The following is a 26186-nucleotide window of genomic DNA, read 5'->3' on the forward strand; positions in this document are numbered from 1 at the left end:
ACGAATTGCTTGATTCAGTTGTTAAAGAGCGGGTTGGTTAAGCCTTTCGTCTCAACCGAGGCGCGCATTCTACAGCAGCCTCACCTTCCGTCAAGTGATTTCGAAAATTTCTTTTCAATCTCAACCACTTGCGCCTTCGATCAACATCTAGCTTCTCGTCAGCGGGAGGCGAATTCTACAGCGTTTCAAACCGCTGTCAACCGCATCTTTTACCGCCTCCGATCAACTTGACCGACCCCCTTCAGACCTAAACACATCACCCCGAAGAGGAGGCTCATTCTACGCAGCTTTCGCTGCTTTGCAACCCCTTTTTAAATCTAACCTCTTGTTTTATAAGAAGTTTAAGGAGCCGCATACGCCTGAAGAGCTGCGCATTATAGGGACAATGAAACGCAGGTCAATCGATTGTTGTGCTTTTGTTGCAATAACCACCAACACCCAGGCCGCCAGCCCCAGAACCGCGTCGCCTGCAGAAACGACAAAGCCGTTGAAGCTGACGCTTCAACGGCTTTGTCGAACCAACCACACCTAACGCATCATGACTCGAGCTTAAGCGTAATGCGCGCAAACGCTTTCTTACCCGCCTGACAAACGTGCACCGCCCCCACCTTATATATAAAGGAGCGATCCACCACCTCACCATCCACGCGCACACTGCCAGAGCCCAGCAGATCACGCGCCATAGCAGCGTTCTTCACCAAGCCGGCTTTATTCAGCAACGCGGCTATTGGCATGTCCTCCGCAGACAACACCTCGATCTCTGGCAGATCTTCAGGCAGCTCGCCTTCTTTCATACGGTTGCCCGCCGAGCGATGAGCACTGAGCGCCGCCTCTTCGCCATGGAATCGCGCGACAATCTCTTCGGCCAGCTTGATCTTGATGTCACGCGGATTGGCACCCTGCTCGACATCACGCTTGAACTGCCCAATCTCTTCCATGGAGCGGAAGCTGAGCAACTCGAAGTAGCGCCACATCAAAGCATCCGGCATTGAGACCAGCTTGTTGTACATGACACCAGGCGCTTCTTGGATGCCTATATAGTTGCCCAATGACTTGGACATCTTCTTCACGCCATCCAGCCCCTCAAGCAACGGCATGGTGACGATGCACTGCGACGCCTGGCCATAGGAGCGCTGCAACTCGCGCCCCATCAGCAGGTTGAATTTCTGATCGGTGCCACCCAACTCGACATCCGCCTGCAGCGCGACCGAGTCATAACCCTGAACTAACGGGTAGAGGAACTCGTGGATGGCAATCGGTTGATTGGTCGAATAACGCTTACTGAAATCATCACGCTCGAGCATGCGCGCCACGGTGTACTGCGAGGTCAGGCGAATGAAGTCAGCCGGGCCCATCTTGTCCATCCAAGTGGAGTTGAAGGCGACTTCGGTTTTCGCCGGATCGAGAATCTTAAATACCTGGGTCTTGTAGGTCTCCGCGTTCTCCAGCACCTGCTCACGCGTCAGCGGCGGACGCGTTGCGCTCTTACCGCTGGGATCGCCGATCATCCCAGTAAAATCGCCAATCAGGAAAATCACCTGATGACCCAACTCCTGGAACTGACGCAGCTTATTGATAAGCACGGTGTGCCCGAGGTGCAGATCCGGCGCAGTCGGATCAAAACCGGCCTTGATACGCAGTGGCTGGCCACGCTTGAGCTTTTCAACCAGCTCGGCCTCAACCAGAACCTCTTCCGCACCACGCTTGATCAGCGCCAACTGCTCTTCAACCGACTTCATGACAGGACTCACGACCACTCAAAAACGAAAGGGAACCAACCATACAAGATCGCAGACAAATCACAAGTTCTGCCCACCACCCACCTACGCTAAGACCACCTTGCGACAACCGGGGTTGCCTAGCTAGCGATTTGGTTATATTTTATACAGTTACTGCATATTCATCATTTCGTTTATCTATTTCTTTTCATTTTTAAAGTCAAAAAGCAGCCTATGACCTCTACAACTAAAGCGCCGCCCCTGTACCCGAAAAGCCATATTCTGGCGGCCAGTGGCGTCGCCGCCCTACTGAGCCTTGCCCTACTGGTATTCCCCTCCCGCGAAGTCGAAGCAAAGAAAACCTACTTAAACCTTGAGCTGGACAACGGAGCAGAATACGCCGAGCAGCAGGATGGGCTGGAATCAGCCGCTTCACTGACGCGCCAGTCGCCGTTCGCCAGCACCGCCGTAACTGATACATCGACAAATGATGAGTCGCAGGCCGCACAAGTTGCCCCGCCACCAGAAACCGATCCATTGCACCGCATTGTTAGCGTGGAGAACGGCGATACGCTGTCCACGGTATTTGCCAAGGTCGGCTTGAGCGCTACCACTCTGCATACAGTGCTCAATAGCAGCAAAGAAGCTAAACAGCTGACTCGCCTGAAGGTCGGCCAGGCACTTGAGTTCAAACTGAGCGCGGATGGCCAGCTCGAAAGCCTGCATAGCAAGCTCAGCGACCTGGAAAGCATCGCACTGACGAAGAGTGATAACAGCTTCAGCTTCAAGCGTGAATTGGTCAAACCAGAAGTGCAGACTTCCTATAGTCACGGCGTAATCAAGAGTTCGCTGTTTCTCTCGGCCAAGCGCGCAGGCCTGTCGCATAGCCTGACCATGGATCTGGCCAATGTATTTGGCTACGACATCGACTTCGCCATGGATATTCGTGAAGGCGATGAGTTCGAGCTGATCTATGAAAAGAAAGTGGTTGACGGTAAACAGGTGGGCACCGGCAATATCCTTTCGGCGCGTTTCACCAACCGTGGCAAGACCTACACTGCAGTGCGTTACACCAACAAACAAGGCAACAGCAGCTACTACAGCGCCAATGGCGAGAGCATGCGCAAAGCCTTTATCCGCACCCCGGTGGATTTCGCCCGCATCAGTTCACGCTTTTCCACAGGGCGCCGCCACCCCGTGCTCAACAAGATTCGCGCACACAAGGGCGTGGATTACGCCGCACCACGCGGTACACCGATCAAGGCAGCCGGTGATGGCCGCATCGTCCTGGCCGGTCGCCACGGCGGCTACGGCAATGCGGTAATCATTCAGCACGGCCAACGCTACCGTACCCTGTATGCCCACATGAATGGCTTTGCCAAGGGCATCCGCAGTGGCGGCAACGTCAAACAGGGCCAAATCATCGGTTATATCGGCACCACCGGCCTGTCCACCGGGCCGCACCTGCACTATGAATTCCAGGTCAACGGCGTGCACGTTGACCCACTGAGTCAGAAGCTGCCTATGGCCGATCCTATCGCCAGCAGTGAGAAAGCCCGCTTTATGCAGTTGAGCAAACCGTTGATGGCACAAATGGACAAAGAGAAGTCCACGATGCTCGCCCTCAACAATCAGCGCTAAACCATGCCCCTCTATCTTGGCGTGATGTCCGGCACCAGCCTGGACGGGCTGGACATTGCGCTGATTGAGCAGGAACACAGCACCCGCCTGCTTGGCACCCGCTACCTGCCCATGCCAGACGAACTGCGTAGCAGCTTACTCAGCCTGTGTGCCTCCGGCCCGGATGAGCTTGCACGCGCGGCTATCGCCGAACAGCAGTGGGTTGCGCTCGCCGCACAAGGCATCAATGAGCTGCTGTTGCAGCACGACATACCAGCGCACAGCGTTCGCGCCATCGGCAGCCATGGTCAGACTGTGCGTCATGAGCCTGCTCGCGGCTTCAGTATCCAGATCGGCAACTCGGCCCTACTCGCTGAACTGACAGGTATCAGCGTCGTCAGCGACTTTCGCCGCCGCGATGTTGCGGCGGGTGGTCAGGGCGCACCACTGGTTCCGGCGTTTCACCAGGCATTGTTTGCAAGCGAGGGCAGCACTCGCGCCATCCTGAATATCGGCGGTTTCAGTAACCTCAGCCTGATTGAGCCCGAGCGACCAGTGCATGGCTTCGACTGTGGCCCTGGCAATGTGCTACTCGACGCCTGGATTCAACGCCACCAAGGTCTGACATACGACCAGAGCGGTCAGTGGGCTACCACCGGCCAGGTACAGGCGCTACTTCTGCAAGCGTTGCTGAGCGATCCCTACTTCCAGACTCAGGGCCCGAAGAGCACTGGACGTGAGCTGTTCAACCTTGCCTGGCTGGATAAGCACCTGCAGCACCTACCGACATTTGCGGCGGCTGACGTGCAGGCAACTCTGCTGGAACTGACTGCCATCAGTATTACCGAAGCGCTCAAAGCCGCTCAGCAGAACACCGAGATACTGCTGGTGTGCGGTGGTGGCGCGCATAATCATGCGCTGATGCACCGCCTTGCGCAGTTGCTGCCCAATAGCCAGGTGAGCAGTACCGATGCGCATGGTGTGCCCGCCGATTGGGTCGAGGCCATGGCTTTTGCCTGGCTGGCACACTGCTGCCTAGAAGGCATTCCCGCCAACCGGCCAAGTGTCACCGGCGCTCGCGGCCTGCGAGTGCTCGGCGCGATCTACCCCGCTTAACCACTTTTTCAAATCTGCGGCACCCAGAAACGAAAACGCCGCGCACAAGGCACGGCGTTCGCTTGAACAGCCTGCAGATCAGATCGAGAACGACGAGCCGCAACCGCAGGTGGTAGTAGCGTTCGGGTTGTTGATGACAAATCGCGAACCTTCCAGACCTTCCTGATAGTCGACCTCGGCACCTGCCAGATACTGGAAGCTCATCGGGTCAACCACCAGGCTCACGCCCTCGCGCTCAATAATGGTGTCATCGTCGGCCACTTCTTCATCGAAGGTGAAGCCATACTGGAAGCCGGAACAACCGCCTCCCGTTACAAACACGCGCAATTTCAGGCGCGGGTTGCCTTCCTCATCGACCAGGCTCTTCACCTTGTTCGCTGCGCCCTGCGTAAATTGCATAGCGCTGGGGGTGAAGGTTTCGACGCTCATGCTGATTAACTCCCGGCGCTACGCGCCATACTGCATTCTGATCGGCATTATCCGCTTACCCGAGAAAAGCGGTCAACTATTGTGCGGTATCCAGCGTTTCTGGCAACTCCAACGGCCGCGCCTCGTCTTGCAAGCGGCAGAGGCGGCCTTCGATCTGTGCGCCCATGGCCATTTCCATCAGGGCGTAATACAAATTGCCGCGCACTCGCGCCCGCGCGCCCAGCTCAAGATGGCCACTGGCGTGTACATCGCCAACTACTTCACCATCAATCACTATATGGGGGGCACGGATCTCACCTTCAACCTGGCCTTGCACACTGACGCGCACCATGCCTTCGCTGGCGACCAGGTTACCGATGACCTTGCCATCGACCTGAACTGCGCCTTGAAAGCGTAAATCGCCATGCAGTTCGGCACCTACCGCAATCAAGCTGGTCTTGCCCGCGAAACGCTGTACGTCAGTGCGCGCTTTATCTTTATTCCACATAAGGAACAGTTACTCCTCTTTGTTCCATTTGAATGTGCGCAGCAGAGGTTTCTCACCCTGCACCTCGGCACGCACCTTGATCTCGCGCGGGGTAAACCCTTCAGGCAACTTTAGCTCGGCAAATCGTCCCGCTTCGGGAATAGCCTGAAAGTGCTTGAAGGCGAAGGCAATAGGCTGTTCAGGCAGGCCATCCGGCAAGCCTGCACCAAGCGCCTCCAGCTCGAGCGTGACATCCTTGTCGCCCTGCTTGCCGGCGATCGACACATGCAGTTGGCCTTCCAGCGGCGCCTCGCCTTTACCCACGCGACTGAGGAGTATCTTGTAGCGGAAATGCTCAGGCCTGTCCGTGGCCTGCAGCTCAAAGGTTTTGATGCGCAAACCTTCACGACGGCTGGCAGGCGCTAGTACACCCTTATAAAAGGCCAGATCCTGTTGTTGTTTGTAGATCTGCTCTTCCAGCAGCTTGATGGTCAGACGGCTCTGCTCGTTGGCTTGCTGGCTGACCTTTTCCGCGCTGCTCAAGACCACCACACGCTGACGCAACTCATCGACCTCGCGCAACAACTGCTCATCGCGCACCGGCTTGGCCGGTTGCTCAGCAGTCACGGTAGGCTGCATGTACTGCTGCCACCAGCCGCCGACATAGAACGCCAACGGAATGCACAGCACCAGCAGCAGCCCGAGCATGCGCCGTCGCCGAGTGCGCCCCGGATCGCTTGGACGAACCTCCCAGCCCGCCATCAGGGCAACATGGCCGCATGAGACAGCCCCAAGCGCTCGTCGAGGCCGAAGAGAATGTTCATATTCTGCACCGCCTGGCCTGACGCACCTTTGACCAGGTTGTCGATTACCGACAGCACCACCACCAGGTCGCCATCCTGCGGCCGATGCACGGCGACCCGGCAAACGTTGGCACCGCGTACGCTGCGGGTTTCCGGATGGCTGCCGGCCGGCATCACATCGACGAAAGGTTCGTTGGCATAACGCGCCTCGAACAGCGCCTGCAGATCTACTGAGCGGTCGACCACAGTGGCGTAAAGTGTGGCGTGAATACCACGGATCATAGGCGTCAGATGTGGCACAAAGGTCAGGCCAACATCCTTACCGGCAGCCCGGCGCAGGCCCTGGCGAATTTCCGGCAGATGCCGGTGACCTTTAACCCCGTATGCTTTCATGCTTTCACCGGCTTCACTGAACAGCGAGCCAACGCTGGCACCACGCCCCGCACCGCTAACCCCGGACTTGCAGTCGGCAATCACTTGCGTGGTATCAGCCAGGCCAGCCTCTAGCAGCGGAATTAGCGCCAGCTGTGCGGCGGTGGGATAGCAACCAGGTACAGCGACCAGGCGCGCCTGCTTGATGGCTTCACGGTTGACTTCCGGCAAGCCGTAAACCGCCTCAGGCAGCAGATCCGGCGCACCGTGCGGCTGGCCGTACCACTTGGCCCATTCATCAGCATCCTGCAGGCGGAAGTCGGCGGACAGGTCGATCACCTTGGTCCCGGCGGCCAGCAGCTCGCCAGCAAGGGCATGAGCCACACCATGTGGGGTGGCGAAAAACACCACATCGCAAGCGCCCAGGGTCGCTACGTCCGGCACACTGAAGGCCAGCTTGTCGTAATGACCACGCAGGTTCGGGTACATCTCGTCGACACGCATGCCGGCCTCAGAGCGCGAGGTAATCACCTCGACCTGCGCTTGCGGGTGTTGCGCCAACAAACGCAACAGCTCGACACCGGTATACCCCGTGCCGCCGACGATTCCGACCTTGATCATCACTTGCCCCTTTGCAATACCAGCAGTGGAAAGCTGCCGATGATACGGCCGCTTCGGCCAGGGGCCAACACTTGAGCGCCACCAGTGATGACGGAGGCGGTCATGCCCACTACTATCGGGGCACTTTCCTGCAACGAGGTCGAACAATGCTCTATCTGTGGCTCAAGGCCCTGCACATCATCGCCATGGTCTGCTGGTTCGCCGGCCTGTTCTACCTGCCGCGCCTGTTCGTCTACCACGCCATGAGCACCGACGAGGTCAGCCGCGAGCGCTTCTGCATCATGGAGCGCAAGCTGTACCGCGGGATCATGTGGCCATCGCTGATTCTCACCGTCGGCCTGGGTCTGTGGCTGATCAGCCTCAACCCGAGCTACTACTTCAGCCAGGGCTGGATGCACGCCAAGCTGAGCCTGGTGCTGCTACTGGTGGTTTACCAGTTTATGTGCGGCGCCCAGATCAAGGCCTTTGCCCGGGGTGAGAATCAACGCAGCCATGTGTTCTACCGCTGGTTTAATGAAGCGCCCGTGCTGGCCTTGCTTGGCATTGTCATTCTGGTCGTGGTTCGCCCTTTCTAAATACATCAAGAGGATTACTGCATGTCGCTGCCAGCCCTGCTCGAACAACGCCTGCGCCTGCCCATCGTCGCGGCGCCGATGTTTCTGGTGTCCAACCCGCAACTGGTGCTGGCCTGCTGTAACAACGGCATCGTCGGCAGCTTCCCGGCGCTGAACCAACGCGACAGCAGTGGCTTCAAGGATTGGCTACAAGAGATCGAAGCCGGCCTGGACAGCTCAGCAGCACCTTATGCGGTCAACCTGATCGTACATGGCAGTAACCCGCGCCTGCAGGCAGACCTGGCCATCTGCGTCGAGCAACGCGTGCCTATCGTGATCACCAGCCTCGGCGCAGTGAAGGAAGTGGTAGATGCGGTGCACAGCTACGGCGGCCTGGTATTCCATGACGTGACCACTCGCCGACATGCCGAAAAAGCCGCCGAAGCCGGCGTCGACGGCTTGATCGCAGTCGCTGCAGGCGCTGGGGGGCATGCCGGCACCTGGAGCCCGTTTGCGCTGATCGCCGAAATTCGCCAGTTCTTCGATAAAACCCTGCTGCTCGCCGGCTGCCTTAATCAGGGCCACGAAGTGCTGGCCGCGCAACTGCTTGGCGCCGACCTCGCCTACCTCGGCACCCGCCTGATCGCCACCCAGGAAAATGCCGCTTCAGCTGCCTACAAGCAGATGATCCTCGACGCCAAAGCCGCCGATATCATTCACACCCCAGCGGTCTCCGGGGTGCCGGCGAGTTTTATGCGCCAGAGCCTGGAGCTGGCCGGCTACGATCTCAAGCAGCTGCAGAATAAAGGCGAGGTCAACTACGGCGAGAAGCTCAAACCCATGGATGAAGAAGCCAAGGCTTGGAAAACCGTGTGGTCGGCTGGCCAGGGCGTCGGCAATATCCGCGACCTGCCCAGCGTCGAGCAATTGATCGCCCGACTCGACAACGAATACCGCGCCGCCCTCACGCACAGCCTGCAGTTGCAACAACGCTGGGCGCGATGAAGCGACGCAGCCTGCTCGGCCTCGGCGCACTCGGGTTGTTGACCGGCTGGGCGCTGCGCCCGAGCGATCTCGGCCAGCCCCACGCGCCCTACTTTGCCGCACTCAATCAGTTGCTGCGGCGCGCAGGCACCGGGCTGCCGCTGCTGGTGGTAGACCTCGAACGGCTCGATCAAAACGCCGAGCTGCTGGCTAGTCAGCTGGGTAGCCGACTGCCGCTGCGCCTGGTAGCCAAATCGCTGGCGTCCATCGGTATGCTCGACTACCTGGCGAAGAAGCTCGGCACCCAGCGCTTTATGGTCTTCCACCAGCCGCAGATCAATCAGCTGGCGATGAGCTTCCCGCAGTCCGACCTGCTGCTCGGCAAACCCTTGCCCAGCGCAGCCGCCCTGAGTTTCTACCAGCAACTGCCACAAGACAGTGGCTTTTTCCCGGCCGAGCAACTGACCTGGCTGATTGATAGCCAGAGCCGTCTGCAGGAATACGCGGCTCTGGCCAACGCCCTCAACCAACCACTGCAGATTGCCTTTGAAATCGACATCGGCCTGGCCCGTGGCGGCTTTGCTACACCCGCCGAACTCGGCGCCGCATTTACCTGGCTAGATAACACCCCTAACCAGCTACACGTGCGCGGCCTCATGGGTTATGACGCCCACCTCGCCCATACGCCGTTCTGGACTGACCAGGCCAGCGCCTTTGCCCAAAGCGCTGCGCGTTACCGGGCGTTTATCGCCAGCGCGGCTGCATTCAACGAACTGTGGCCACAACAGCCGCTGCTCAATGGCGCAGGCAGCCTGACCTATGCCCTGCATACCAAACGCGATACACCGCTGAATGAAGTTGCGGTCGGCTCCGCATTGCTCAAACCCAGTGATTTCGACAGCGATCTGCTGGCCGCCCAACAAGCGGCCCTGTGGATCGCCAGCCCGGTGCTCAAGGCTCTGCCTGGGCAGCTGCCGTTTCTCGACAGTTCACAACAGCTGCTGCAACGCTGGAACCGCAATCGCCAGCAGGCTTATTACCTGTATGGCGGGCAATGGCCGGCAACCCCAGTGTCTCCAGCCGGGCTCAGCTATGACTCACTGTATGGCCGCAGTGCCAACCAGGAACGTCTGATCGGCTCAGCCGGCACAGGCTTACAGGTCGACGATTGGGTGTTTCTTCGGCCGCTGCGCTCGGAAGGTCTGTTCGAGTTGTTCAACCAGCTCTACTTGCTCCGCAACGGCCGCTTGGTCGGTAGCTGGTCCGCCAACAGAGCGTGAACCGCCTCTAGGCCCGTGCACATTTGCGCGCAGGCGGCTTGTTTACTGGCCTGCAGGCCGGCTAGTCTGTAGCGCAACTCCATTCTGGCACCGACAAGGACGCCGACATGACCCAAGCCCGCTTCAAGATTGTGTTCAACGGCGAGCTGATGCCCGACGTCAGCCTGGAAACAGCCAAAGAGAATCTCGCCCGCCTGTTCAAAAGCGACCAGACCCGGATCAACGCGCTGTTTAACGGCGGCAATGTCGACATAAAGCGTGACCTCAGCGAAAACGAAGCCGACCAGTACCTCAAGGCCTTGCAGAGCGCCGGCGCCAAAGTGCGCAAGGAACAGGACCTGGCGGCCAGCCTGAGCCTGGTGGAAACCGATGATCACCGTACGGAAAGCAGCGAAGCCGAAAACAACGTACCGATGACCTGCCCAAAGTGCGGCCACCAGCAAAGCAAAGCTATCGAGTGTTCGGCCTGCGGCATCGTTATCGAGAAATTTATAGCCCGCCAGGCCATGCTTGCGGAAAACCCGCCTGAAGTGGTCAGCGCAGCTGCCACCCCCTACGCCACACCCAAAGCAGCAGTGGCAGAAGCCTTGCCGGAGTTCGGCGAGCTGAAGGCTTTTACCACCGACGGGAGAATCGGTCGTTTGCGCTACCTGGCCTGGTCGATGGTGCTGATGCTGGCCTGCTTGCCGTTGTTCGGCATCGCCGGCGGCTTCTTCGCCGCATCGGAGATTCTCGGCGGTCTACTGATGGTGCTCGTGGGTATCGCCGTAGCGGTGGTGGGCATCATGTTCGGCGTACAGCGACTGCATGACATCGGCTGGTCTGGCTGGTTGCTGCTGGTCACCCTGGTGCCGATTGTCGGCGGGGTGTTCTCCCTGCTGATGTTTATCATCCCCGGCAGCACCGCCGCCAACCGCTTTGGTCCGCCGCCACCGCCGAACAGCCGCGCAGTGAAGATTCTCGCCCTGCTCTGGGTGGCAATGATCGTCATCGGTATTGTTGCGGCCATCGCCCTGCCTGCCTATATGGGTTATGCCGACGCCGGCCTGTAACCCACTGGCAACCTTGCGCGGCACATGGGGTCGAAAGGCCCCATCACGGAGAACGCTATGACCCGTTACGCGCTTATCACTGGAGCCTCTAGCGGCATTGGCCTGGCCCTGTCGGAAGCCCTGGCCCGGCGTGGCCGCAATCTGATTCTGGTGGCGCGCCAGCGCGATGCGCTGGAAAGCATTGCCTGCGAGCTGACACAACGCTTTTCCGTGGACGTGCTATTTCGCGTCTGCGACCTCAGCCAGCCGCTGCAGGTCAGCGGCCTGCTACATGAACTGGAGCAAGGCGAGCGCAGTATCGACCTGTTGGTTAACAACGCTGGAATTGGCACATCTGGCTCATTCGTTGCCCAGGACTGGGCGCGTGAGCAACAGTTGATCGAATTGAATGTTCTGGCCCTTGCCCGGCTCTGCCACGCCATCGGCACCATCATGGCCGGCCAGGGCAGCGGGCAGATTCTCAACGTCGCCTCGGTTGCCGGCTTTCAGCCAGGCCCAGGCATGAGCAACTACTACGCAAGCAAGGCCTACGTGCTGCACTTATCCGAAGGCCTGCGCGAAGAGCTGAAAGAGTACGGCGTTAAAGTCTCCGTACTCTGCCCAGGGCCAACCCGCAGCGCGTTTTTCCGCACGGCACGCATGAGCAGCGAGGCGCTACAGGGCAGCAAACTGATGATGAGCGCCGAGGAAGTGGCCTTGATAACCGTCAAGGCGCTGGAAAAAAACCGCGCGATCATTATTCCTGGCTGGCGCAACCGCCTGCTCGCCCTCAGCCCTCGACTGGGACCGCGCTGGCTGGTTCGGCGAATCAGCGCACGGCTCAATCGCCAGTTCGGCAAGCCAATCTAAGCGACTGTTCTAGCCCGCGTTGACCGTGCGCCCATCCGCCCAGGCGCGCAGCGCGGCAAGATCCTCGGCCATCACCACCGACAGTGGCGCAGTGCTCTGGATGCTCTGCAGCAGCAATGCCTGATCCACCATTTGTTGCTGGGCTTGCGCGGCATACAGGGCGCTGACCACCGCCTGTTCGATCTCCGCCCCGGAAAACCCTTCACAAGCAGCCGCCAGTTGCGTCAGATCAAAACCAGTCACTTCCAGCTCGCGCCGCGCCAGGTGAATCCGGAAGATTTCGGCACGCACCGCAGCATCCGGCAGATCGACAAAGAACAGCTCATCGAATCGCCCCTTGCGCACCAGTTCCGGCGGCAGCCGGGAGATGACGTTGGCAGTGGCCACCATAAATACCGGCGCCTTGCGCTCGGCCATCCAGGTCAGCAGGGTACCGAGCACGCGCTGGCTGACACCGCCGTCATGGTCACCGCTGGCCAGGCCTTTCTCGATCTCGTCCATCCACAGCACACAGGGCGCCATCTGCTCAGCCAGCTTGAGAGCCTCGCGCAGGTTGCGCTCGGTTTCCCCGAAGAACTTGTTGTACAGGCAGGCAAAGTCCAGACGCAGCAGAGGCAAGCCCCACAGACCGGCGATGGCCTTGGCGGCGAGACTCTTACCGCCGCCCTGCACCCCAACCAGCAGCACACCCTTGGGCAGATCAACGCCTTTGCCTTCAAGAAAGATGCTCTGCCGCTCACCCAGCCAGCGCTTGAGGTTGCTCAGCCCACCGACCTCGGCGAAACGTGCGGTGTCGTACTCGAAACTCAGCACGCCATCGAGATCGAGCAGCTGAAATTTGGTCTTGTTCAGCTCCGGCAGGTCTTCCTGGGTAATCGCGCCGTCATCGCAGATTACATTGCGCGCCAGCGCACGGGCCTCTGCATGGCTAAGGCCGCGCAGATTCTTCACCACCTGTTGCAGGGTGCGGTTATCGGTGCGCACGCGAGCATTGCGGTTGCGCGCACTCCAGGCCGTAGCCTCATCACGCACAATGGCCAGCAGCTCTTCCTCGGAGGGTAACGACAGGCTGAAACGCGAGGCGTAACGCTGCACTTCCGGCGGCAGTTTGCAGGCGTGGGATACCAGCACCAGTGTCGGTTTGCTGGGCTGCTCGTTCATGGCGATTTCTTTGAGCAAACGCACCAGTTTGGGATTGTCATCAAGAAAGGGATGCAGGTCGCACATCACATACAACGTCGGCTGCGTATCCGCCTTGATCAGACGTAGGGCGGTTTCTGGCTCAAGCGTCGTGCTGTCAACAGGCTCTTGAATGGAAAACCCCACCCGCTGCAAACCTTCGGTTACCGACCACAGCTGCAAGCCAAGACTGCGACGCACCGCCAGGCTGGTCAGGGTTTCCAGCACCCGCAGCTCATCCCAGGACTCAATCAGTACAAGCTTGGTCTTGGAATCCAATACCAAGCCCAGATCATGAATATCGTTTTTCACCCACGCTCCTTGTCCACAAAAAGGCCGTTGAAAAATGTCGGCGAGGCAGCCGAGACAAGGCAAAAGCAGACGAAAAAGCGGAGTTTACGAGTAGTAAATGAGCATTTTGAGTCTGTTTTTAACGCAGTATCGGCAACGCAGGTAGTTTTTCAACGGCCTGTTAAACTCGGCCTCTTAATATTGGCCGGGAGACTGTCCATGGACTGTCTATTTTGCAAGATCGTCGCTGGTGAAATACCGGCGCGCAAGCTTTATGAAGATGATCAAGTGATTGCCTTTCACGATATCGGCCCGCAAGCACCGGTGCACTTTCTGGTTATCCCGAAAAAGCACATCAGCACTCTCAATGATCTGAGCGCAGCCGACACGCCGCTGGCAGGGCATATCCTCTTCACCGCTCAGCGCCTGGCCAAGGAACAAGGCTGCGAGGAAGGCTTTCGCGTGGTGATGAACTGTAATGACCTAGGCGGCCAGACGGTGCACCACATCCATATGCACGTACTGGGTCAGCGGCAGATGGCATGGCCACCGGGTTGAATCGTTCATTACTCGGCACACTGACCTTGCTCGCCCTGCTGATTGGCAATCCAGCGCATGCGTATACGCCTGGCAGCGTTTTCAGCGACGCGTTGCCCCAGGATCAGCAAGGACCGCCGCTGGTTGTGGTCCCGCCCGGGCGCTATCTGCTGGGTGACCACAGCGGCCGCGGCAATCATAACGAACGCCCGCTTACCCCCATCGAAATCAGCCGTCCCTTTGCCATCGGTCGCTACGAAGTCAGCTTTACCGACTGGCAGCACTACGCCGAGGCCACCTCCACGGCGATGCCGGATAACGAGGGCTGGGGACTGTCGGCGCAGCGACCGGTAATCCATGTGTCATGGCATCAGGCCCTGGCTTACAGCCAATGGCTGTCGAAGGTTACCGGCCAGCGCTATCGACTGCCCACCGAAGCCGAGTGGGAATACGCCGCCCGCGCCGGCAGCACCAGCTACTACTGGTGGGGCGAGCAGCTCGACAGCCCGGAAACACGACCGCGCGCGCATTGCCGTGGTTGCGCAACGTCACGCCTGATCCAAAGCAAAACTGAGCGCGTCGGCCAATTCGCCGCCAATGCCTTCGGCCTGTATGACACCGCCGGCAATGTCTGGGAATGGACCGCCTCGCGCTTTGCCAGCCCCTTCGATGGCAGCGAGCAGCAGGCGGCCAGCCTGCTCGACAAAAGCCCCCGGGTGGTGCGCGGCGGCGCCTGGAACGGTGGTCCGACCTACCTGCGTAGCAGCCAGCGCGACATGAAACAACCACAGCACAAGGACTATGCCCTGGGTTTTCGCGTGCTACGCGAATTGCCCTGACGGTGGCCATGCTTCATAGGTGGTTGACGAATCGGCGAGGCTGCGACGAAACGTCAACAGACCTTCTCCCCCGCGTGGAGTAAACTGATCGCCGTCATCATCGCCGGAGGTCCCTATGGCCAGCGAACGTCACTTCTCACCTGTTGATCGCCTGCTGCTGCAAGCCGATGCTGCGCTGCGCACATTGCTGCCCTTCAGCGGTCAGCCGACCCGGCCATCGCCAGCCATCGTGCAGCCGGAAGCCGAGCTGGATGGACAGCAGGCCCAACATGTCGCTGGTTTGATGCGCATCAACCACACCGGTGAAGTCTGCGCCCAGGCGCTGTACCAGGGCCAGGCACTGACCGCCAAGCTGCCACAGGTACGCAAAGCCATGGAGCATGCCGCCGATGAGGAAATCGACCACTTAGCGTGGTGTGAGCAGCGTATCCGCCAGCTGGGCAGTCAGCCGAGCATCCTCAACCCGCTGTTCTACGGTTTGTCCTTTGGCGTAGGCGCGGCCGCCGGGCTGATCAGCGACAAGGTCAGCCTGGGGTTCGTCGCGGCCACCGAAGACCAGGTGGTCAAACACCTTGATGAACACCTGCAGCAGATTCCGCAGGAGGATCAGAAATCCCGCGCGATTCTCGAACAAATGCGTGTCGATGAAGAACAGCATGCCTGCAACGCTCTGGATGCCGGCGGCCTGCGCTTTCCGGCGCCGGTGAAGTTCGGCATGAGCCTGCTGGCCAAAGTGATGACCAGCACCACCTATCGGGTGTAAGGCTGAATGAGGGGCACAAAAAAGGGCACCGCGGTGCCCTTCTTCGTTCACGGGTTTATCGCAGCAGGCTACTCGCCCAGCTCGATAATCTCGTAGTCGTGGGTGATCTCAACGCCGCCACGGCCCAGCATGATCGAGGCCGAGCAGTATTTCTCTGCCGACAGTTCAACCGCACGCTTGACCTGAGCCTCCTTTAAACCGCGGCCCTTGACCACGAAATGCAGATGAATCTTGGTGAATACCTTGGGCTCTTCAGTGGCGCGCTCAGCTTCCAGAAAGGCTTCACAGCTTTCTACCGCCTGACGGGATTTTTTCAGAATGCTGACCACATCGAAGTTGCTGCAACCGCCCAAACCGATCAGCACCATCTCCATCGGGCGCACACCCAGATTGCGTCCACCGCTCTCTGGCGGGCCGTCCATTACCACCGCATGGCCACTGCCCGACTCACCGATAAACAGGGCTTCGCCGGCCCACTGAATACGCGCTTTCATTACTTGGGCTCCGCTGTTAAAAAGGAAGGGAGCTTAGCACAGCACCGTTACAACCTCTTTGGGTGCCAATAGAGCCAAAAGCTCGTGCTGAGTGTTAGCCAGGTCGCAAAACAACACCTAGTCTTGGACTGGTGGTTAAGCTGATAGCTAATTACTGGCACACTTGTACAGATAACTATTATTAGAACTTCAGCCGCACAACGGCTTACCTTTATAAATTCGGGATTCAGGCATGGTAGCTATTACCCTCACACCTAAAATAAAAAATCTCGACAAGCTTCTCGCGCATTGCCACCGTCGTCGCTACACCGCCAAGAGCACCATCATCTATGCGGGCGATCGCTGCGAAACGCTGTTCTTCATCGTCAAAGGGTCGGTCACTATCCTGATCGAAGACGATGATGGTCGTGAAATGATCATCGCTTACCTCAACTCCGGCGACTTCTTCGGAGAAATGGGCCTGTTCGAAAAGGACGGCACCGAAAAAGAACGCAGCGCCTGGGTGCGCGCCAAGACCGAGTGCGAGGTGGCGGAGCTGAGCTACGCCAAATTCCGCGAGCTGACTCAGCAGGACCCAGACATCCTCTACGCCCTGGGCAGCCAGATGGCCGAGCGCCTGCGCAACACCACGCGCAAGGTCGGCGACCTGGCCTTCCTTGATGTTACCGGTCGTGTTGCCCGTACCTTGCTCGATCTGTGCAAACAACCAGACGCCATGACTCATCCTGACGGCATGCAAATCAAGATCACCCGCCAGGAGATTGGCCGTATCGTCGGCTGCTCCCGCGAGATGGTTGGCCGCGTACTCAAGGCTCTGGAAGAGCAGGGCCTGGTTAACGTCAAAGGCAAGACCATGGTGGTATTTGGCACGCGCTAAGCCGTATGTCGCAGACATAAAAAAGCCGACTCATGCGTCGGTTTTTTTATGTCTGGCTATCAATCCACATCAGGCGAAGTGATCACCCGTTTGCGCTCAGGAAAAAACAAGCGCTCTAGCTCAGCGCCCGGATTATCAGCGCGCATAAATGCTTCACCGACCAGAAAGGCATACACCTCGCTGATTTCCATCAGCTCGACATCGGCGCGATTGAGGATGCCGCTCTCGGTCACCACCAGCCGGTCACGGGGAATGCGTGGCAGCAGGTCGAGGGTGGTTTCAAGATTCAGCTCGAAGGTGTGCAGGTTGCGGTTGTTGATGCCCACTAACGGCGTATCCAGGGTTTTCAGCGCACGCTCCAGCTCGTCGCCATCGTGTACTTCCACCAACACATCGAGATCGAAAGACTTAGCCGTGGCCGCCAGCTCGGCCATCTGCCCGTCTTCCAGCGCCGAGACGATCAGCAGCACGCAATCAGCCCCCAGGACGCGGGCTTCAACGACCTGATACGGGTCGATCATAAAATCCTTGCGAATCACCGGCAGCGTGCAGGCCGCACGGGCCTCCTGCAGGTAGCGATCGGCGCCCTGGAAGAAGTCGATATCGGTTAGTACCGACAGACAGGTAGCCCCGCCGGCCTGGTAACTCTGGGCAATCTCGGCAGGAACGAAGTGCTCACGCAGCACGCCTTTGCTCGGTGAGGCCTTTTTGATTTCAGCGATCACTGCCGGTTGTTTGCGCTTGGCCTGACTGATCAGTGCCTCGGCAAAGCCGCGTACCGGGTCGGCAGTGCGGGCTTGCTGCTCAAGCTCGGCCAGCGAAACAACGGCGCGGCGCGCGGCAACCTCTTCAGCCTTGCGCGCCAGAATCTTCTCCAGAACGGTTGGAATACTCACCCGGCATTCTCCTCTTTGAATACAGCGGTAAAGGACACCAACTCCTGCAACTTTTCCCAGGCCAGGCCGGTATGCAAGGCGTCATGGGCCAGCTGCACGCCCTGCTTGAGGCTGCTCGCCAGGTCCGCCGCATACAGCGCCGCACCGGCATTCAGGGCAATCATGTCGGCTGCTTTCTGCCCGGCGTCGGTCTTGCGTTTCGTCAGGGCATCACGAATCAGTGCCAACGAGGCTTCCGGGCTTTCCACTGCAAGACCGACCAAACTCTGGCTCTTCAGCCCAAGGTCTTCCGGCAGCACTTCGTACTCGCTGATCTGCCCATCTTTCAGTTCCGCCACATGGGTCGCCGCCGCCAGGCTGAATTCATCCAAGCCATCGCGCGAATGCACCACCAGGATGTGTTGGCTGCCGAGGCGCTTGAGCACCTCGGCCAGCGGCCGACAAAGGGCCTGACTGAACACGCCCACCACCTGATGCTTGACCCCGGCCGGATTGGTCAGCGGGCCGAGCATATTGAAGAGGGTACGCAGGCCCAGCTCACGACGCGGTACGGCGGCATATTTCATCGCTGAGTGATGCACCTGGGCAAACATGAAGCCGACGCCGACGCTCTCGATACAACGCGCCACCTGCACGGGCGTCAGGCTCAGGTAAATCCCTGCAGTCTCCAGCAGATCAGCACTGCCGCTCTTGCCAGAAACCGCACGATTGCCGTGTTTGGCCACCTTGCCGCCTGCAGCCGCAACCACAAAGCTTGCCGCCGTGGAGACGTTGAAGATGTTCGCACCATCGCCGCCGGTGCCGACGACATCCACCACATGATCGAGGGTCTGCAAGTGCACATGGCTGGCCAGCTCACGCATCACCGAGACCGCTCCGACGATTTCGTCGATGGTCTCGCTTTTCATGCGCATGCCCATCAGGAAGGCGCCGATCTGCGCATCCGCGCACTGGCCCGTCATGATTTCGCGCATGACGTCCTGCATTTCTTCGGTGCTAAGGTCGAGCTGATTGACCACTCGATTGAGGGCTTCCTTGATATTCATCAGCGCAGGCCTCCTTGTTGTTTGAGGAAGTTAGCAAACAGCTCATGGCCCTGTTCGGTAAGGATCGACTCAGGGTGGAACTGTACGCCCTCGATATGCAGGGTCTTGTGGCGCAGGCCCATGATCTCATCCATCGAACCATCTTCATGCTGGGTCCAGGCGGTGATTTCCAGGCAGTCCGGCAAGGTTTCGCGTTTGACCACCAGGGAATGATAGCGGGTGACCGTCAACGGGTTGTTCAGGCCGGCGAAGACGCCCAGATCACGGTGGAACACCGGGCTAGTCTTGCCGTGCATCACCTGGCGGGCGCGCACGACATCGCCGCCGAAAGCCTGGCCGATGCTCTGGTGGCCCAGGCACACACCGAGAATCGGCAGCTTGCCGGCGAAATGCAGGATGGCCTCAATGGACACCCCTGCTTCAGTCGGCGTGCACGGCCCCGGAGAGACCACGATGCGCTCAGGCTGCAGCGCCTCGATCTCGGCAATCGACAGCTCATCATTGCGGATCACATGCACGTCAGCGCCCAGCTCACCCAGGTACTGCACCACGTTGTAGGTAAAGGAGTCGTAGTTATCGATCATCAAAAGCATGGCGGGACTCCTCAGCGCGTGGACAGGTCAGTGACGGTTTGCTCGGCGAGCGCCACAGCACGGAACATGGCGCGACGCTTATTCAGCGTCTCCTCCCACTCCAACGCGGGCACCGAGTCGGCCACAATGCCGGCACCGGCCTGCACGTGCAGTTCACCGTTTTTGATCACTGCGGTACGGATAGCGATGGCAGTGTCCATATTGCCGTTCCACGCCAGGTAGCCCACGGCGCCGCCGTAGACACCGCGTTTGACCGGCTCCAGCTCGTCGATGATTTCCATCGCACGAATCTTCGGTGCGCCGGACAAGGTGCCTGCCGGCAGAATCGCGCGTAGCGCGTCCATCGCCGTTAAGCCTTCCTTCAACTGGCCGGTAACGTTGGAGACGATATGCATCACGTTGGAATAGCGCTCGATCACCATCTTCTCGGTGAGTTTGACGCTGCCGGTACTGGCCACCCGGCCAACATCATTACGGCCCAGGTCAATCAGCATCAGGTGCTCGGCAACTTCCTTAGCATCGGACAGTAGGTCTTCTTCCAAGGCCAGATCGGCTTCTTCGTTCACGCCACGCGGGCGTGTGCCGGCAATCGGGCGTACGGTGACCAAGCCATCTTCCAGGCGTACCAGTACTTCTGGCGAACTGCCGACTACGTGGAAGTCGCCGAAGTTGAAGAAGTACATATAGGGCGTCGGGTTGATACAACGCAGCGCACGATACAGATCAATCGGCGCGGCCTTGAAGGGGATCGACATACGCTGCGAGATCACCACCTGCATGCAGTCGCCAGCGAGGATGTAATCCTTGATCGCCTTAACCGCGTGCTCGTAATCATCGCGTTTGAAACTGGAAACGAAGTCTGGATCAGCCGCTGCAGGCGCTGCCAAGTCAACACCCAAGCGCGGAGTGATCGGCTGACGCAACTTGTGCAGAATTTCCTGCAACCGCGCCTGCCCCTGTTCCAACGCATCGGCATCAGCGGGGTCAACCAGCACAATGGCGTGCATCTTGCCGGCGAGGTTGTCGAACACCACCACGGCATCGGAGACCATCAACAAAATATCCGGCGTGCCCAGTGCGTCCGGGTTCACGCCCTTGGCCAGCTTTGGCTCGACATAACGCACGCTGTCGTAACCGAAGTAACCGACCAAACCACCGTTAAAACGCGGCAAGCCTGGCAGGGTCGGTACCTTGTAGCGGTCCTTGAACTGCTCGACAAAGGCCAACGGGTCTTCGCAGTGATGGCGCTCGACCTCCACACCATCGACGCTGACCGTTACATCGTGCTCATAAGCCCGCAGCACGGTGCGAGCCGGCAAGCCGATGATCGAGTAACGCCCCCACTTCTCACCGCCCTGCACGGATTCGAGCAGGTAGGTGTTGGCTTCGTCAGCCAGTTTTAAATAGATGGACAGCGGCGTATCGAAATCCACCAGGGTTTCGCAGGCAACAGGAATGCGGTTATAGCCGGCAGCGGCTAAACGCAGGAATTCTTCGCGGGTCATGATCAGCCTCGTGGCTTGAGGTTAAAACGGTCGTGTGCAAACGCGCCGGCTAAGCGGCCAAGATCAGGTCAGAGGCGCCAGCGCCAACGGGCCAAGGCCTTGATGATTTTCATGTCGGAACTTGCCGACCAGCGATTGCAGGTAACCACCACGAAGCTCTCTTAATTCAGGCGGGATTGAATTCCGGCCACACTAGCGCAGGGCCGGAAGCGAATCAACCCGCAAGGCCCGGCAAAAGCGTGGGCTCGGCGGAGCGCAGTAAACCGCTCAGGCAATCCAGCACATGCGCCGGGTTCTCCTCGGCAATCGGCCGCCCGTGGTTATAGCCATAACTCAGCGCCACACACTGGACATCTGCAGCCTTGGCCGCCAGCACGTCATTGCGCGAGTCGCCGACAAACAGTGCCTGCGCCGCATCTACCCGCGCCAGCTGCAGCACATGCAGCAACGCCGCAGGGTCGGGCTTCTGCTGCGGCAAGGTATCTCCGCCGATAATCCAGCGAAAATAGCCCCCCAAACCCTTCTCATCCAGCAGCGGCGCGACAAAACGCTCGGGCTTATTGGTGACAATCGCCAGCTCGACCGGCTGCTCGCGCAGCCAGTCCAAGGTAGACCGCACGCCAGGATAGACCTGGGTCAGCGTGTGGTTTTCGGCGTAGTACTGCATAAACAGCTCCAGCGCCTGCTCGGTACGGGCCTCGTCTATATGCTCATGCTGCAGGCCGCCCGCCAGGGCGCGGCGCACAAGCACCCGCGCGCCATTGCCAACCCAATCGCGCACCTGTTCGATGCCCGCTGCCGGCAGGCCGAGCAGCAGCAAGGTTTTGTCGATGGCGACAGCCAAATCAGGCACCGAATCCACCAGGGTGCCGTCCAGGTCGAACATCACCAAGCGCGGCAGCTCACCCTGGAACAGCTCGCGCAGCAGACTCACCCGCGCGCCTTTGCCAGTTCGGCACGCATGGCGTCGATTACGGTTTTGTAATCCGGCTGATTGAAAATAGCCGAGCCGGCGACAAAGGTATCGGCGCCCGCCGCAGCGATTTCGCGGATGTTCTGCACATTCACCCCACCGTCGATTTCCAGGCGAATATCACGCCCCGATGCGTCGATCAGTGCACGCGCCTCTTTGAGCTTCTCCAGTGTATGGGGGATAAATTTCTGCCCGCCGAAGCCGGGGTTGACGCTCATCAGCAGGATCATGTCGACCTTGTCCATGACGTGTTTGAGCACCTCCAGCGAGGTGGCCGGATTGAACACCAGCCCGGCCTTGCAGCCGCCATCGCGGATCAGCTGTAGAGAGCGGTCGATATGCTGCGAAGCTTCAGGGTGGAAGGTGATGTAGCTCGCCCCGGCCTCAATAAAGTCGCCAATGATACGGTCCACCGGCTGCACCATCAGGTGCGCATCAATCGGCGCGGTGATGCCATATTTACGCAGCGCGGCGCAGACCATCGGGCCAATCGTCAGGTTAGGCACATAGTGGTTGTCCATCACATCGAAGTGCACGATGTCAGCCCCGGCGGCGAGCACCTTGTCCACTTCCTCACCCAGGCGAGCGAAGTCAGCAGAAAGAATCGACGGAGCAATGGCGAAGGGTTGCATAACGCACCTCGGTGGCATTCACGGAAGGCGCGCATTGTACCAGCCCGATCCAAGGCCTGGCGCGCGTGAGCGACACCTGACAAAGCTGGACGGAAAAGGCTAGGCTGCTGAGACTCGATGTTCGCTGGAGAACCCCATGTTTTCGCGCCCCGCCACCCTTGCCCTGAGCCTGCTGCTAGCAATCAGCCCACTGCAGGCGGAAGAACAAACACCCGCAGAAGAAGCACCCGCGGCGACAGACAGCTCAACCGCACCTGCAGAAGAAGTGCGCGCGCCCTTAGCCGAACGCAGCGAGGTGGAAGCCACGGCGCTGGAGCAGCAACTGGAGCAAAAGGAACAGCAGCAACTGCAGGCTGGCGATGAACGCTTCCTGGCCCTCTGGCTACCTGCCAATGTTGCCGAGCCCAGCGGCGCGGTAATCATTCTGCCGGGCGACGATGAAAGCGCCGACTGGCCGCAAAGTGTCGGCCCCTTGCGCAGCAAGCTGCCCAATGGCGGCTGGCACAGCCTCAGCCTGACCCTACCCGACCCCAACAGCGATGCGCCGCCACTGCGCAGCGCCGAACCACCGACGACAGCCCCAACAGAAGACACTGCAGACGCCACGCAGACATCCGCAGAGGGCAGCCCTGCTGTAGATGAAGCCACTAGCAATAGCCAACTCGACAGCGCCGAAACCGCAGCGAGCAAAGTGAAGACCATCGAGGAGGAGGAGCAAGCCCATGCCGAACGCGTATTGGCACGCATCGAGTCGGCCATCGGCTTTGCCGAACAACAGCAAGCCAAGACCATAGTGCTGCTTGGCCACGGCAGCGGCGCTTACTGGGCCGCACGCTACCTGGCCGAACGCAAACCAGCCAAAATTCAGAACCTGCTGCTGGTAGCTGCACAATTGCCAGCCGGCTATACCCCGCCACTCGATGAGTTGATCCCGCAGCTGCAACTGGCCACCGGCGATTTCTATTACAAGGATCTACCCGCCGACCGCCAGGCCGCACTCAAACGCTCGCAAGCCAGCAAACGGCAGAAGCACCCCAGCTATATACAGATCGCCATGAAGGCGCTGCCGGGCAACCGTGAAGCCGAACAGGAGCAGCTCTACCGCCGTATTCGTGGCTGGCTGACACTGAAACTACAGGCGAAATAGCCGCTAACGAAAGCCGTGACGCTGGCGAATCAGGTCATAGGCCTGGTGCAACTCACGGGTACGCTCAGTCGCCTCGCGCACACGCCCTGGCGTGGCGCCGCTGCCCGCCAGTTTGTCGGGGTGATGGCGGCTCAATAAGCGCCGATAGGCCTGCTTGATCTGCGCCGGCTCGGCATCGGCATTCACGTTCAACAGATTCAGGGCACGCTGATAGGCATTGCTGGCCGTCGAAACCAGCGGCCCCCGTTGCGGCGCATAAGCATCACTTAGCTGCGCCTGGGTAGCAGATGAAACCTGCAGCCATTTACCCCAGAGCATAATCAGCTCGCGCTCGGCTTGACCGACCTGGCCATCCACCCAGGCCATTCGCCAGCACGCGCGCATCAGCATTTCACTTCGCGCGTGCTGGCGCCGCAGCGGCATGCGCAAACTGTCGCGCCCGGTCTTGCCCCGAGCAAAAGCCGCGATGGCCTGACGCTGCCCCTCGGCATTCAGCCCCAAGCGCTGCATTTCCGCCTGCGCCTGCTGGATATGCGCCGGCATCACGCGACCACCGCTTTTGGCCAAACGCCCCAAAAGCACGAATAGCAGCCACTCGTCACGCACCTCGGCACGGCCGCCTAGGCGCTCCCGCAAGGCCGCCCAAGACTGCAGACGCAAGCGCCGATCCAGAACCTGGCCCAGCAAACCGCCGAGCATGGCACCTGGAATACTGGCAACCGCCAGCCCGGCAACCGCCCCTAGAAAGGTCACAGGCCAGATCATCCTAGCCGCGCGCCTCAAGCAAACGCTCGACCTGAGCCAGCCGCTCATGGGTACCCACATCCACCCAGCAACCGGCAAACCGCTCGCCGCTGACCTGCCCCGTCGCCATGGCCGCACGCAGCAATGGCGCAAGCGAGAACACGCCTGCCTCACAACCAGCAAACAGCCCAGGCGATAACACGGCCATGCCGCTGTAGGTCAGACTGTCCTGCCCTTCCTGCGCGTCCGTAACCTGCCCATTCTGCAAACAAAAATCGCCCTTGACGTGATGGCCAGGGTTATCGATCAGCACCAGGTGAGCCAGGCCGGATAACGGACGGCGCAACTCGGCAAAGGGGTAGTCGGTGAAGATATCGCCATTGATCAATACAAACGGCTGATCCCCCAGCAGCGGCAAAGCCTGGAATATCCCGCCGCCAGTTTCCAACGGCTCCCCTTCAGCGGAATAGGCAATGCTGACGCCAAAGCGCGATCCATCACCCAGGTAATCCTCAATCTGCTGCCCCAGCCAGGCATGATTGATCACCAATTCGGTAAACCCGGCCGCTGCCAACGCGCGCACGTGGTATTCGATCAAGGGCACGCCAGCCGCACGCACTAACGGTTTGGGTGTGTGCAGGGTCAGCGGGCGCAGCCGCTCACCTTTACCGGCAGCCAGAATCATCGCCTTCATACAGGTTCCCGCCGAAGGCTGCCAAGTAGCTCAGCCAGCTCAGCCAACTCCGGCCGACGCGCCAATACCGCTTCTACATAAGAGAAAAACCGCGGCACATCCCCCAGGTACTTGGGCTTGCCATCGCGATGGCAGATGCGTGCGAAGATGCCGATGACTTTGAGGTGGCGTTGTACGCTCATCAAATCACTGGCACGCAGGAAGTCTTCCAACTCTGCCTGTACCGGTACACCCAGATCACGCGCCTGCTGCCAATATTGCTCCAACCAACTGCGCACGCGCGCCTCGGGCCAACTAAGGAAGGCGTCTTTGAACAGACAAGTGACGTCATAAGTCACCGGCCCATAGACCGCATCCTGAAAATCCAGCACACCAGGATTCGGCTCACTGAGCATCAGGTTGCGCGGCATATAGTCACGATGTACCAGCACCTTGGGTTGGGCCAGGGCGCTGTCGATCAGCAGCTGACTGGCGCGCTGCCACAGGGCCTGCTGCTGCTCACTGAACTCAACACCCAGGTGGCGTTGTACATACCACTCGGGGAATAGCTGCAGCTCACGGCGCAGCAGGGCATCATCGTAGCTGGGTAGCGGCGTGGTCATCGGCAGCTGCTGAAGTGCCAGCAGGGCCTGCATGGCATCTGCAAACAGCACATCCGCATTGTCTTCGTTGATCACATCCAGATAGGTCTGCCGGCCCAAATCGTTGAGCAATAAAAAGCCTCGCTCAAGATCAGCGGCGAGAATCTGCGGCACGTTGAGGTGCGCCTCAGCCAGTAGCTGCGCTACTTTGACAAAAGGCGCACAGTCTTCCTGTGGCGGCGGCGCATCCATAACGATCAGGCTGCGCCCAGCTCCTTGCCAGCGGAAATAACGACGAAAACTGGCGTCACTGCTGGCAGAGGTAAGCGTGGCGGCCGGTACAGCGCCCCAACCCTGCTCGGCAAACAGCCCAGGCAGCTGCTGATCCAGCCAGTTTTCGAGAAGTTTTAAGCGTACATCTTCATCAGGCATTACAAGGTCTCCGACGGCGCTAGCCGTTGCGCGGGTCATGCTTTATTATCCAGCATCTTTTCAAGCCCATCGAGAGGCGTGCGGCCTCAGGGCCATTGG

At 59.5% G+C, this 26186-nt stretch carries 27 protein-coding genes and 1 pseudogene; 12 read left to right on the forward strand and 16 right to left on the reverse strand.

Annotated features, from left to right (window positions below):
* Positions 1-536 precede the first annotated feature (536 nt).
* Positions 537-1739: a tyrosine--tRNA ligase gene (gene tyrS, locus ACIGEK_RS00005; protein ID WP_397491372.1), complete on the reverse strand. Its 1203-nt coding sequence runs from the start codon at positions 1737-1739 to the stop codon at positions 537-539.
* A 213-nt stretch (positions 1740-1952) separates the two neighbouring features.
* Between tyrS and ACIGEK_RS00010 the strand changes: the two genes are divergently transcribed.
* Together ACIGEK_RS00010 and ACIGEK_RS00015 are read left to right on the forward strand one after the other, a co-directional pair.
* Positions 1953-3359, forward strand: coding sequence for a peptidoglycan DD-metalloendopeptidase family protein (locus ACIGEK_RS00010; protein ID WP_397491373.1), 1407 nt, complete (start codon positions 1953-1955; stop codon positions 3357-3359).
* 3 nt (positions 3360-3362) lie between these two features.
* Positions 3363-4454, forward strand: a complete 1092-nt coding sequence (locus ACIGEK_RS00015; RefSeq protein ID WP_397491374.1) for an anhydro-N-acetylmuramic acid kinase — start codon at positions 3363-3365, stop codon at positions 4452-4454.
* Between the two features lie 78 nt (positions 4455-4532).
* On the opposite strand, the gene erpA is transcribed toward ACIGEK_RS00015, so the two are convergent.
* The 4 genes from erpA to argC form a co-directional block, all read right to left on the reverse strand.
* Positions 4533-4883, reverse strand: a complete 351-nt coding sequence (erpA, locus tag ACIGEK_RS00020; RefSeq protein WP_339525693.1) for an iron-sulfur cluster insertion protein ErpA — start codon at positions 4881-4883, stop codon at positions 4533-4535.
* A gap of 76 nt (positions 4884-4959) precedes the next feature.
* Positions 4960-5370 carry a polymer-forming cytoskeletal protein gene (locus tag ACIGEK_RS00025; protein ID WP_397491375.1) on the reverse strand — a complete coding sequence of 137 codons (411 nt, stop codon included), beginning with the start codon at positions 5368-5370 and terminating at the stop codon, positions 4960-4962.
* 9 nt (positions 5371-5379) lie between these two features.
* Positions 5380-6057, reverse strand: a complete 678-nt coding sequence (locus ACIGEK_RS00030; protein ID WP_397491376.1) for a DUF6776 family protein — start codon at positions 6055-6057, stop codon at positions 5380-5382.
* Between the two features lie 53 nt (positions 6058-6110).
* Positions 6111-7145 (reverse strand): N-acetyl-gamma-glutamyl-phosphate reductase, encoded by a 1035-nt coding sequence (argC, locus tag ACIGEK_RS00035; protein ID WP_397491377.1) that lies wholly within the window; start codon positions 7143-7145, stop codon positions 6111-6113.
* Between the two features lie 146 nt (positions 7146-7291).
* Here argC and hemJ point away from each other — a divergent pair, with 146 nt between their 5' ends.
* From hemJ to ACIGEK_RS00060, 5 genes are all read left to right on the forward strand, one after another.
* Positions 7292-7720, forward strand: a complete 429-nt coding sequence (hemJ, locus tag ACIGEK_RS00040; protein ID WP_397491378.1) for a protoporphyrinogen oxidase HemJ — start codon at positions 7292-7294, stop codon at positions 7718-7720.
* A 21-nt stretch (positions 7721-7741) separates the two neighbouring features.
* Positions 7742-8704 carry an NAD(P)H-dependent flavin oxidoreductase gene (locus ACIGEK_RS00045; RefSeq protein WP_397491379.1) on the forward strand — a complete coding sequence of 321 codons (963 nt, stop codon included), beginning with the start codon at positions 7742-7744 and terminating at the stop codon, positions 8702-8704.
* A complete protein-coding gene (locus ACIGEK_RS00050) occupies positions 8701-9963 on the forward strand; it encodes an alanine racemase (protein WP_397491380.1) in 1263 nt (420 codons plus the stop codon). Before ACIGEK_RS00045 ends, ACIGEK_RS00050 begins: the two co-directional genes overlap by 4 nt.
* A gap of 107 nt (positions 9964-10070) precedes the next feature.
* Entirely contained in the window at positions 10071-11015 is a 945-nt protein-coding gene (locus ACIGEK_RS00055) for a DUF805 domain-containing protein (protein WP_397491381.1), read from the forward strand.
* A 57-nt stretch (positions 11016-11072) separates the two neighbouring features.
* Entirely contained in the window at positions 11073-11864 is a 792-nt protein-coding gene (locus tag ACIGEK_RS00060; RefSeq protein ID WP_397491382.1) for an SDR family NAD(P)-dependent oxidoreductase, read from the forward strand.
* Positions 11865-11873: 9 nt separating this feature from the next.
* On the opposite strand, the gene ACIGEK_RS00065 is transcribed toward ACIGEK_RS00060, so the two are convergent.
* Positions 11874-13355, reverse strand: a complete 1482-nt coding sequence (locus tag ACIGEK_RS00065; protein ID WP_397491383.1) for an AAA family ATPase — start codon at positions 13353-13355, stop codon at positions 11874-11876.
* A 198-nt stretch (positions 13356-13553) separates the two neighbouring features.
* Here ACIGEK_RS00065 and ACIGEK_RS00070 point away from each other — a divergent pair, with 198 nt between their 5' ends.
* From ACIGEK_RS00070 to coq7, 3 genes are all read left to right on the forward strand, one after another.
* A complete protein-coding gene (locus ACIGEK_RS00070) occupies positions 13554-13892 on the forward strand; it encodes a histidine triad nucleotide-binding protein (RefSeq protein WP_339412847.1) in 339 nt (112 codons plus the stop codon).
* Positions 13877-14710, forward strand: a complete 834-nt coding sequence (locus ACIGEK_RS00075) for a formylglycine-generating enzyme family protein (protein WP_397491384.1) — start codon at positions 13877-13879, stop codon at positions 14708-14710. Before ACIGEK_RS00070 ends, ACIGEK_RS00075 begins: the two co-directional genes overlap by 16 nt.
* A gap of 115 nt (positions 14711-14825) precedes the next feature.
* Positions 14826-15473: a 2-polyprenyl-3-methyl-6-methoxy-1,4-benzoquinone monooxygenase gene (coq7, locus tag ACIGEK_RS00080; RefSeq protein WP_397491385.1), complete on the forward strand. Its 648-nt coding sequence runs from the start codon at positions 14826-14828 to the stop codon at positions 15471-15473.
* Positions 15474-15541: 68 nt separating this feature from the next.
* Here coq7 and ACIGEK_RS00085 read toward each other — a convergent pair whose 3' ends face one another.
* A complete protein-coding gene (locus ACIGEK_RS00085; RefSeq protein ID WP_160089400.1) occupies positions 15542-15967 on the reverse strand; it encodes an OsmC family protein in 426 nt (141 codons plus the stop codon).
* A 232-nt stretch (positions 15968-16199) separates the two neighbouring features.
* On the opposite strand from ACIGEK_RS00085, the gene crp reads away from it, so the two are divergent.
* Complete coding sequence (crp, locus tag ACIGEK_RS00090; protein ID WP_136664372.1) at positions 16200-16844, forward strand: cAMP-activated global transcriptional regulator CRP; 645 nt, start codon at positions 16200-16202, stop codon at positions 16842-16844.
* 59 nt (positions 16845-16903) lie between these two features.
* Here the strand turns inward: crp and trpC are convergent, their stop codons facing one another.
* From trpC to rpe, 6 genes and pseudogenes are all read right to left on the reverse strand, one after another.
* A complete protein-coding gene (gene trpC / locus ACIGEK_RS00095; RefSeq protein ID WP_397491386.1) occupies positions 16904-17740 on the reverse strand; it encodes an indole-3-glycerol phosphate synthase TrpC in 837 nt (278 codons plus the stop codon).
* A complete protein-coding gene (trpD, locus tag ACIGEK_RS00100; RefSeq protein WP_397491387.1) occupies positions 17737-18786 on the reverse strand; it encodes an anthranilate phosphoribosyltransferase in 1050 nt (349 codons plus the stop codon). The genes trpC and trpD overlap by 4 nt, the downstream gene beginning before the upstream one ends.
* Positions 18786-19379, reverse strand: a complete 594-nt coding sequence (locus tag ACIGEK_RS00105; RefSeq protein WP_397491388.1) for an aminodeoxychorismate/anthranilate synthase component II — start codon at positions 19377-19379, stop codon at positions 18786-18788. Before ACIGEK_RS00105 ends, trpD begins: the two co-directional genes overlap by 1 nt.
* A gap of 11 nt (positions 19380-19390) precedes the next feature.
* On the reverse strand, positions 19391-20884 hold the full coding sequence (trpE, locus tag ACIGEK_RS00110) for an anthranilate synthase component I (protein ID WP_397491389.1): 1494 nt from the start codon (positions 20882-20884) through the stop codon (positions 19391-19393).
* 68 nt (positions 20885-20952) lie between these two features.
* Positions 20953-21818 (reverse strand): annotated as a pseudogene (locus tag ACIGEK_RS00115) (phosphoglycolate phosphatase).
* The gene (rpe, locus tag ACIGEK_RS00120; RefSeq protein WP_397491390.1) at positions 21815-22489 is read right to left on the reverse strand and encodes a ribulose-phosphate 3-epimerase; all 675 of its coding nucleotides are present in this window, start codon (positions 22487-22489) and stop codon (positions 21815-21817) included. Before rpe ends, ACIGEK_RS00115 begins: the two are co-directional and overlap by 4 nt.
* Positions 22490-22625: 136 nt before the next feature.
* Between rpe and ACIGEK_RS00125 the strand changes: the two genes are divergently transcribed.
* A complete protein-coding gene (locus ACIGEK_RS00125) occupies positions 22626-23636 on the forward strand; it encodes an alpha/beta hydrolase family protein (RefSeq protein WP_397491391.1) in 1011 nt (336 codons plus the stop codon).
* Positions 23637-23639: 3 nt separating this feature from the next.
* Here the strand turns inward: ACIGEK_RS00125 and ACIGEK_RS00130 are convergent, their stop codons facing one another.
* The 3 genes from ACIGEK_RS00130 to ACIGEK_RS00140 are packed head-to-tail and all read right to left on the reverse strand — an operon-like array spanning position 23640 to position 26087.
* Positions 23640-24401, reverse strand: coding sequence for a DnaJ domain-containing protein (locus tag ACIGEK_RS00130; protein WP_397491392.1), 762 nt, complete (start codon positions 24399-24401; stop codon positions 23640-23642).
* A gap of 1 nt (position 24402) precedes the next feature.
* Positions 24403-25074: an N-acetylmuramate alpha-1-phosphate uridylyltransferase MurU gene (gene murU / locus ACIGEK_RS00135; protein WP_397491393.1), complete on the reverse strand. Its 672-nt coding sequence runs from the start codon at positions 25072-25074 to the stop codon at positions 24403-24405.
* On the reverse strand, positions 25071-26087 hold the full coding sequence (locus tag ACIGEK_RS00140) for an aminoglycoside phosphotransferase family protein (RefSeq protein WP_397491394.1): 1017 nt from the start codon (positions 26085-26087) through the stop codon (positions 25071-25073). The genes murU and ACIGEK_RS00140 overlap by 4 nt, the downstream gene beginning before the upstream one ends.
* Positions 26088-26186 lie beyond the last annotated feature (99 nt).

Origin of the sequence: Pseudomonas sp. NPDC079086, assembly GCF_044542155.1 — a bacterium.
GTDB lineage: Bacteria > Pseudomonadota > Gammaproteobacteria > Pseudomonadales > Pseudomonadaceae > Aquipseudomonas.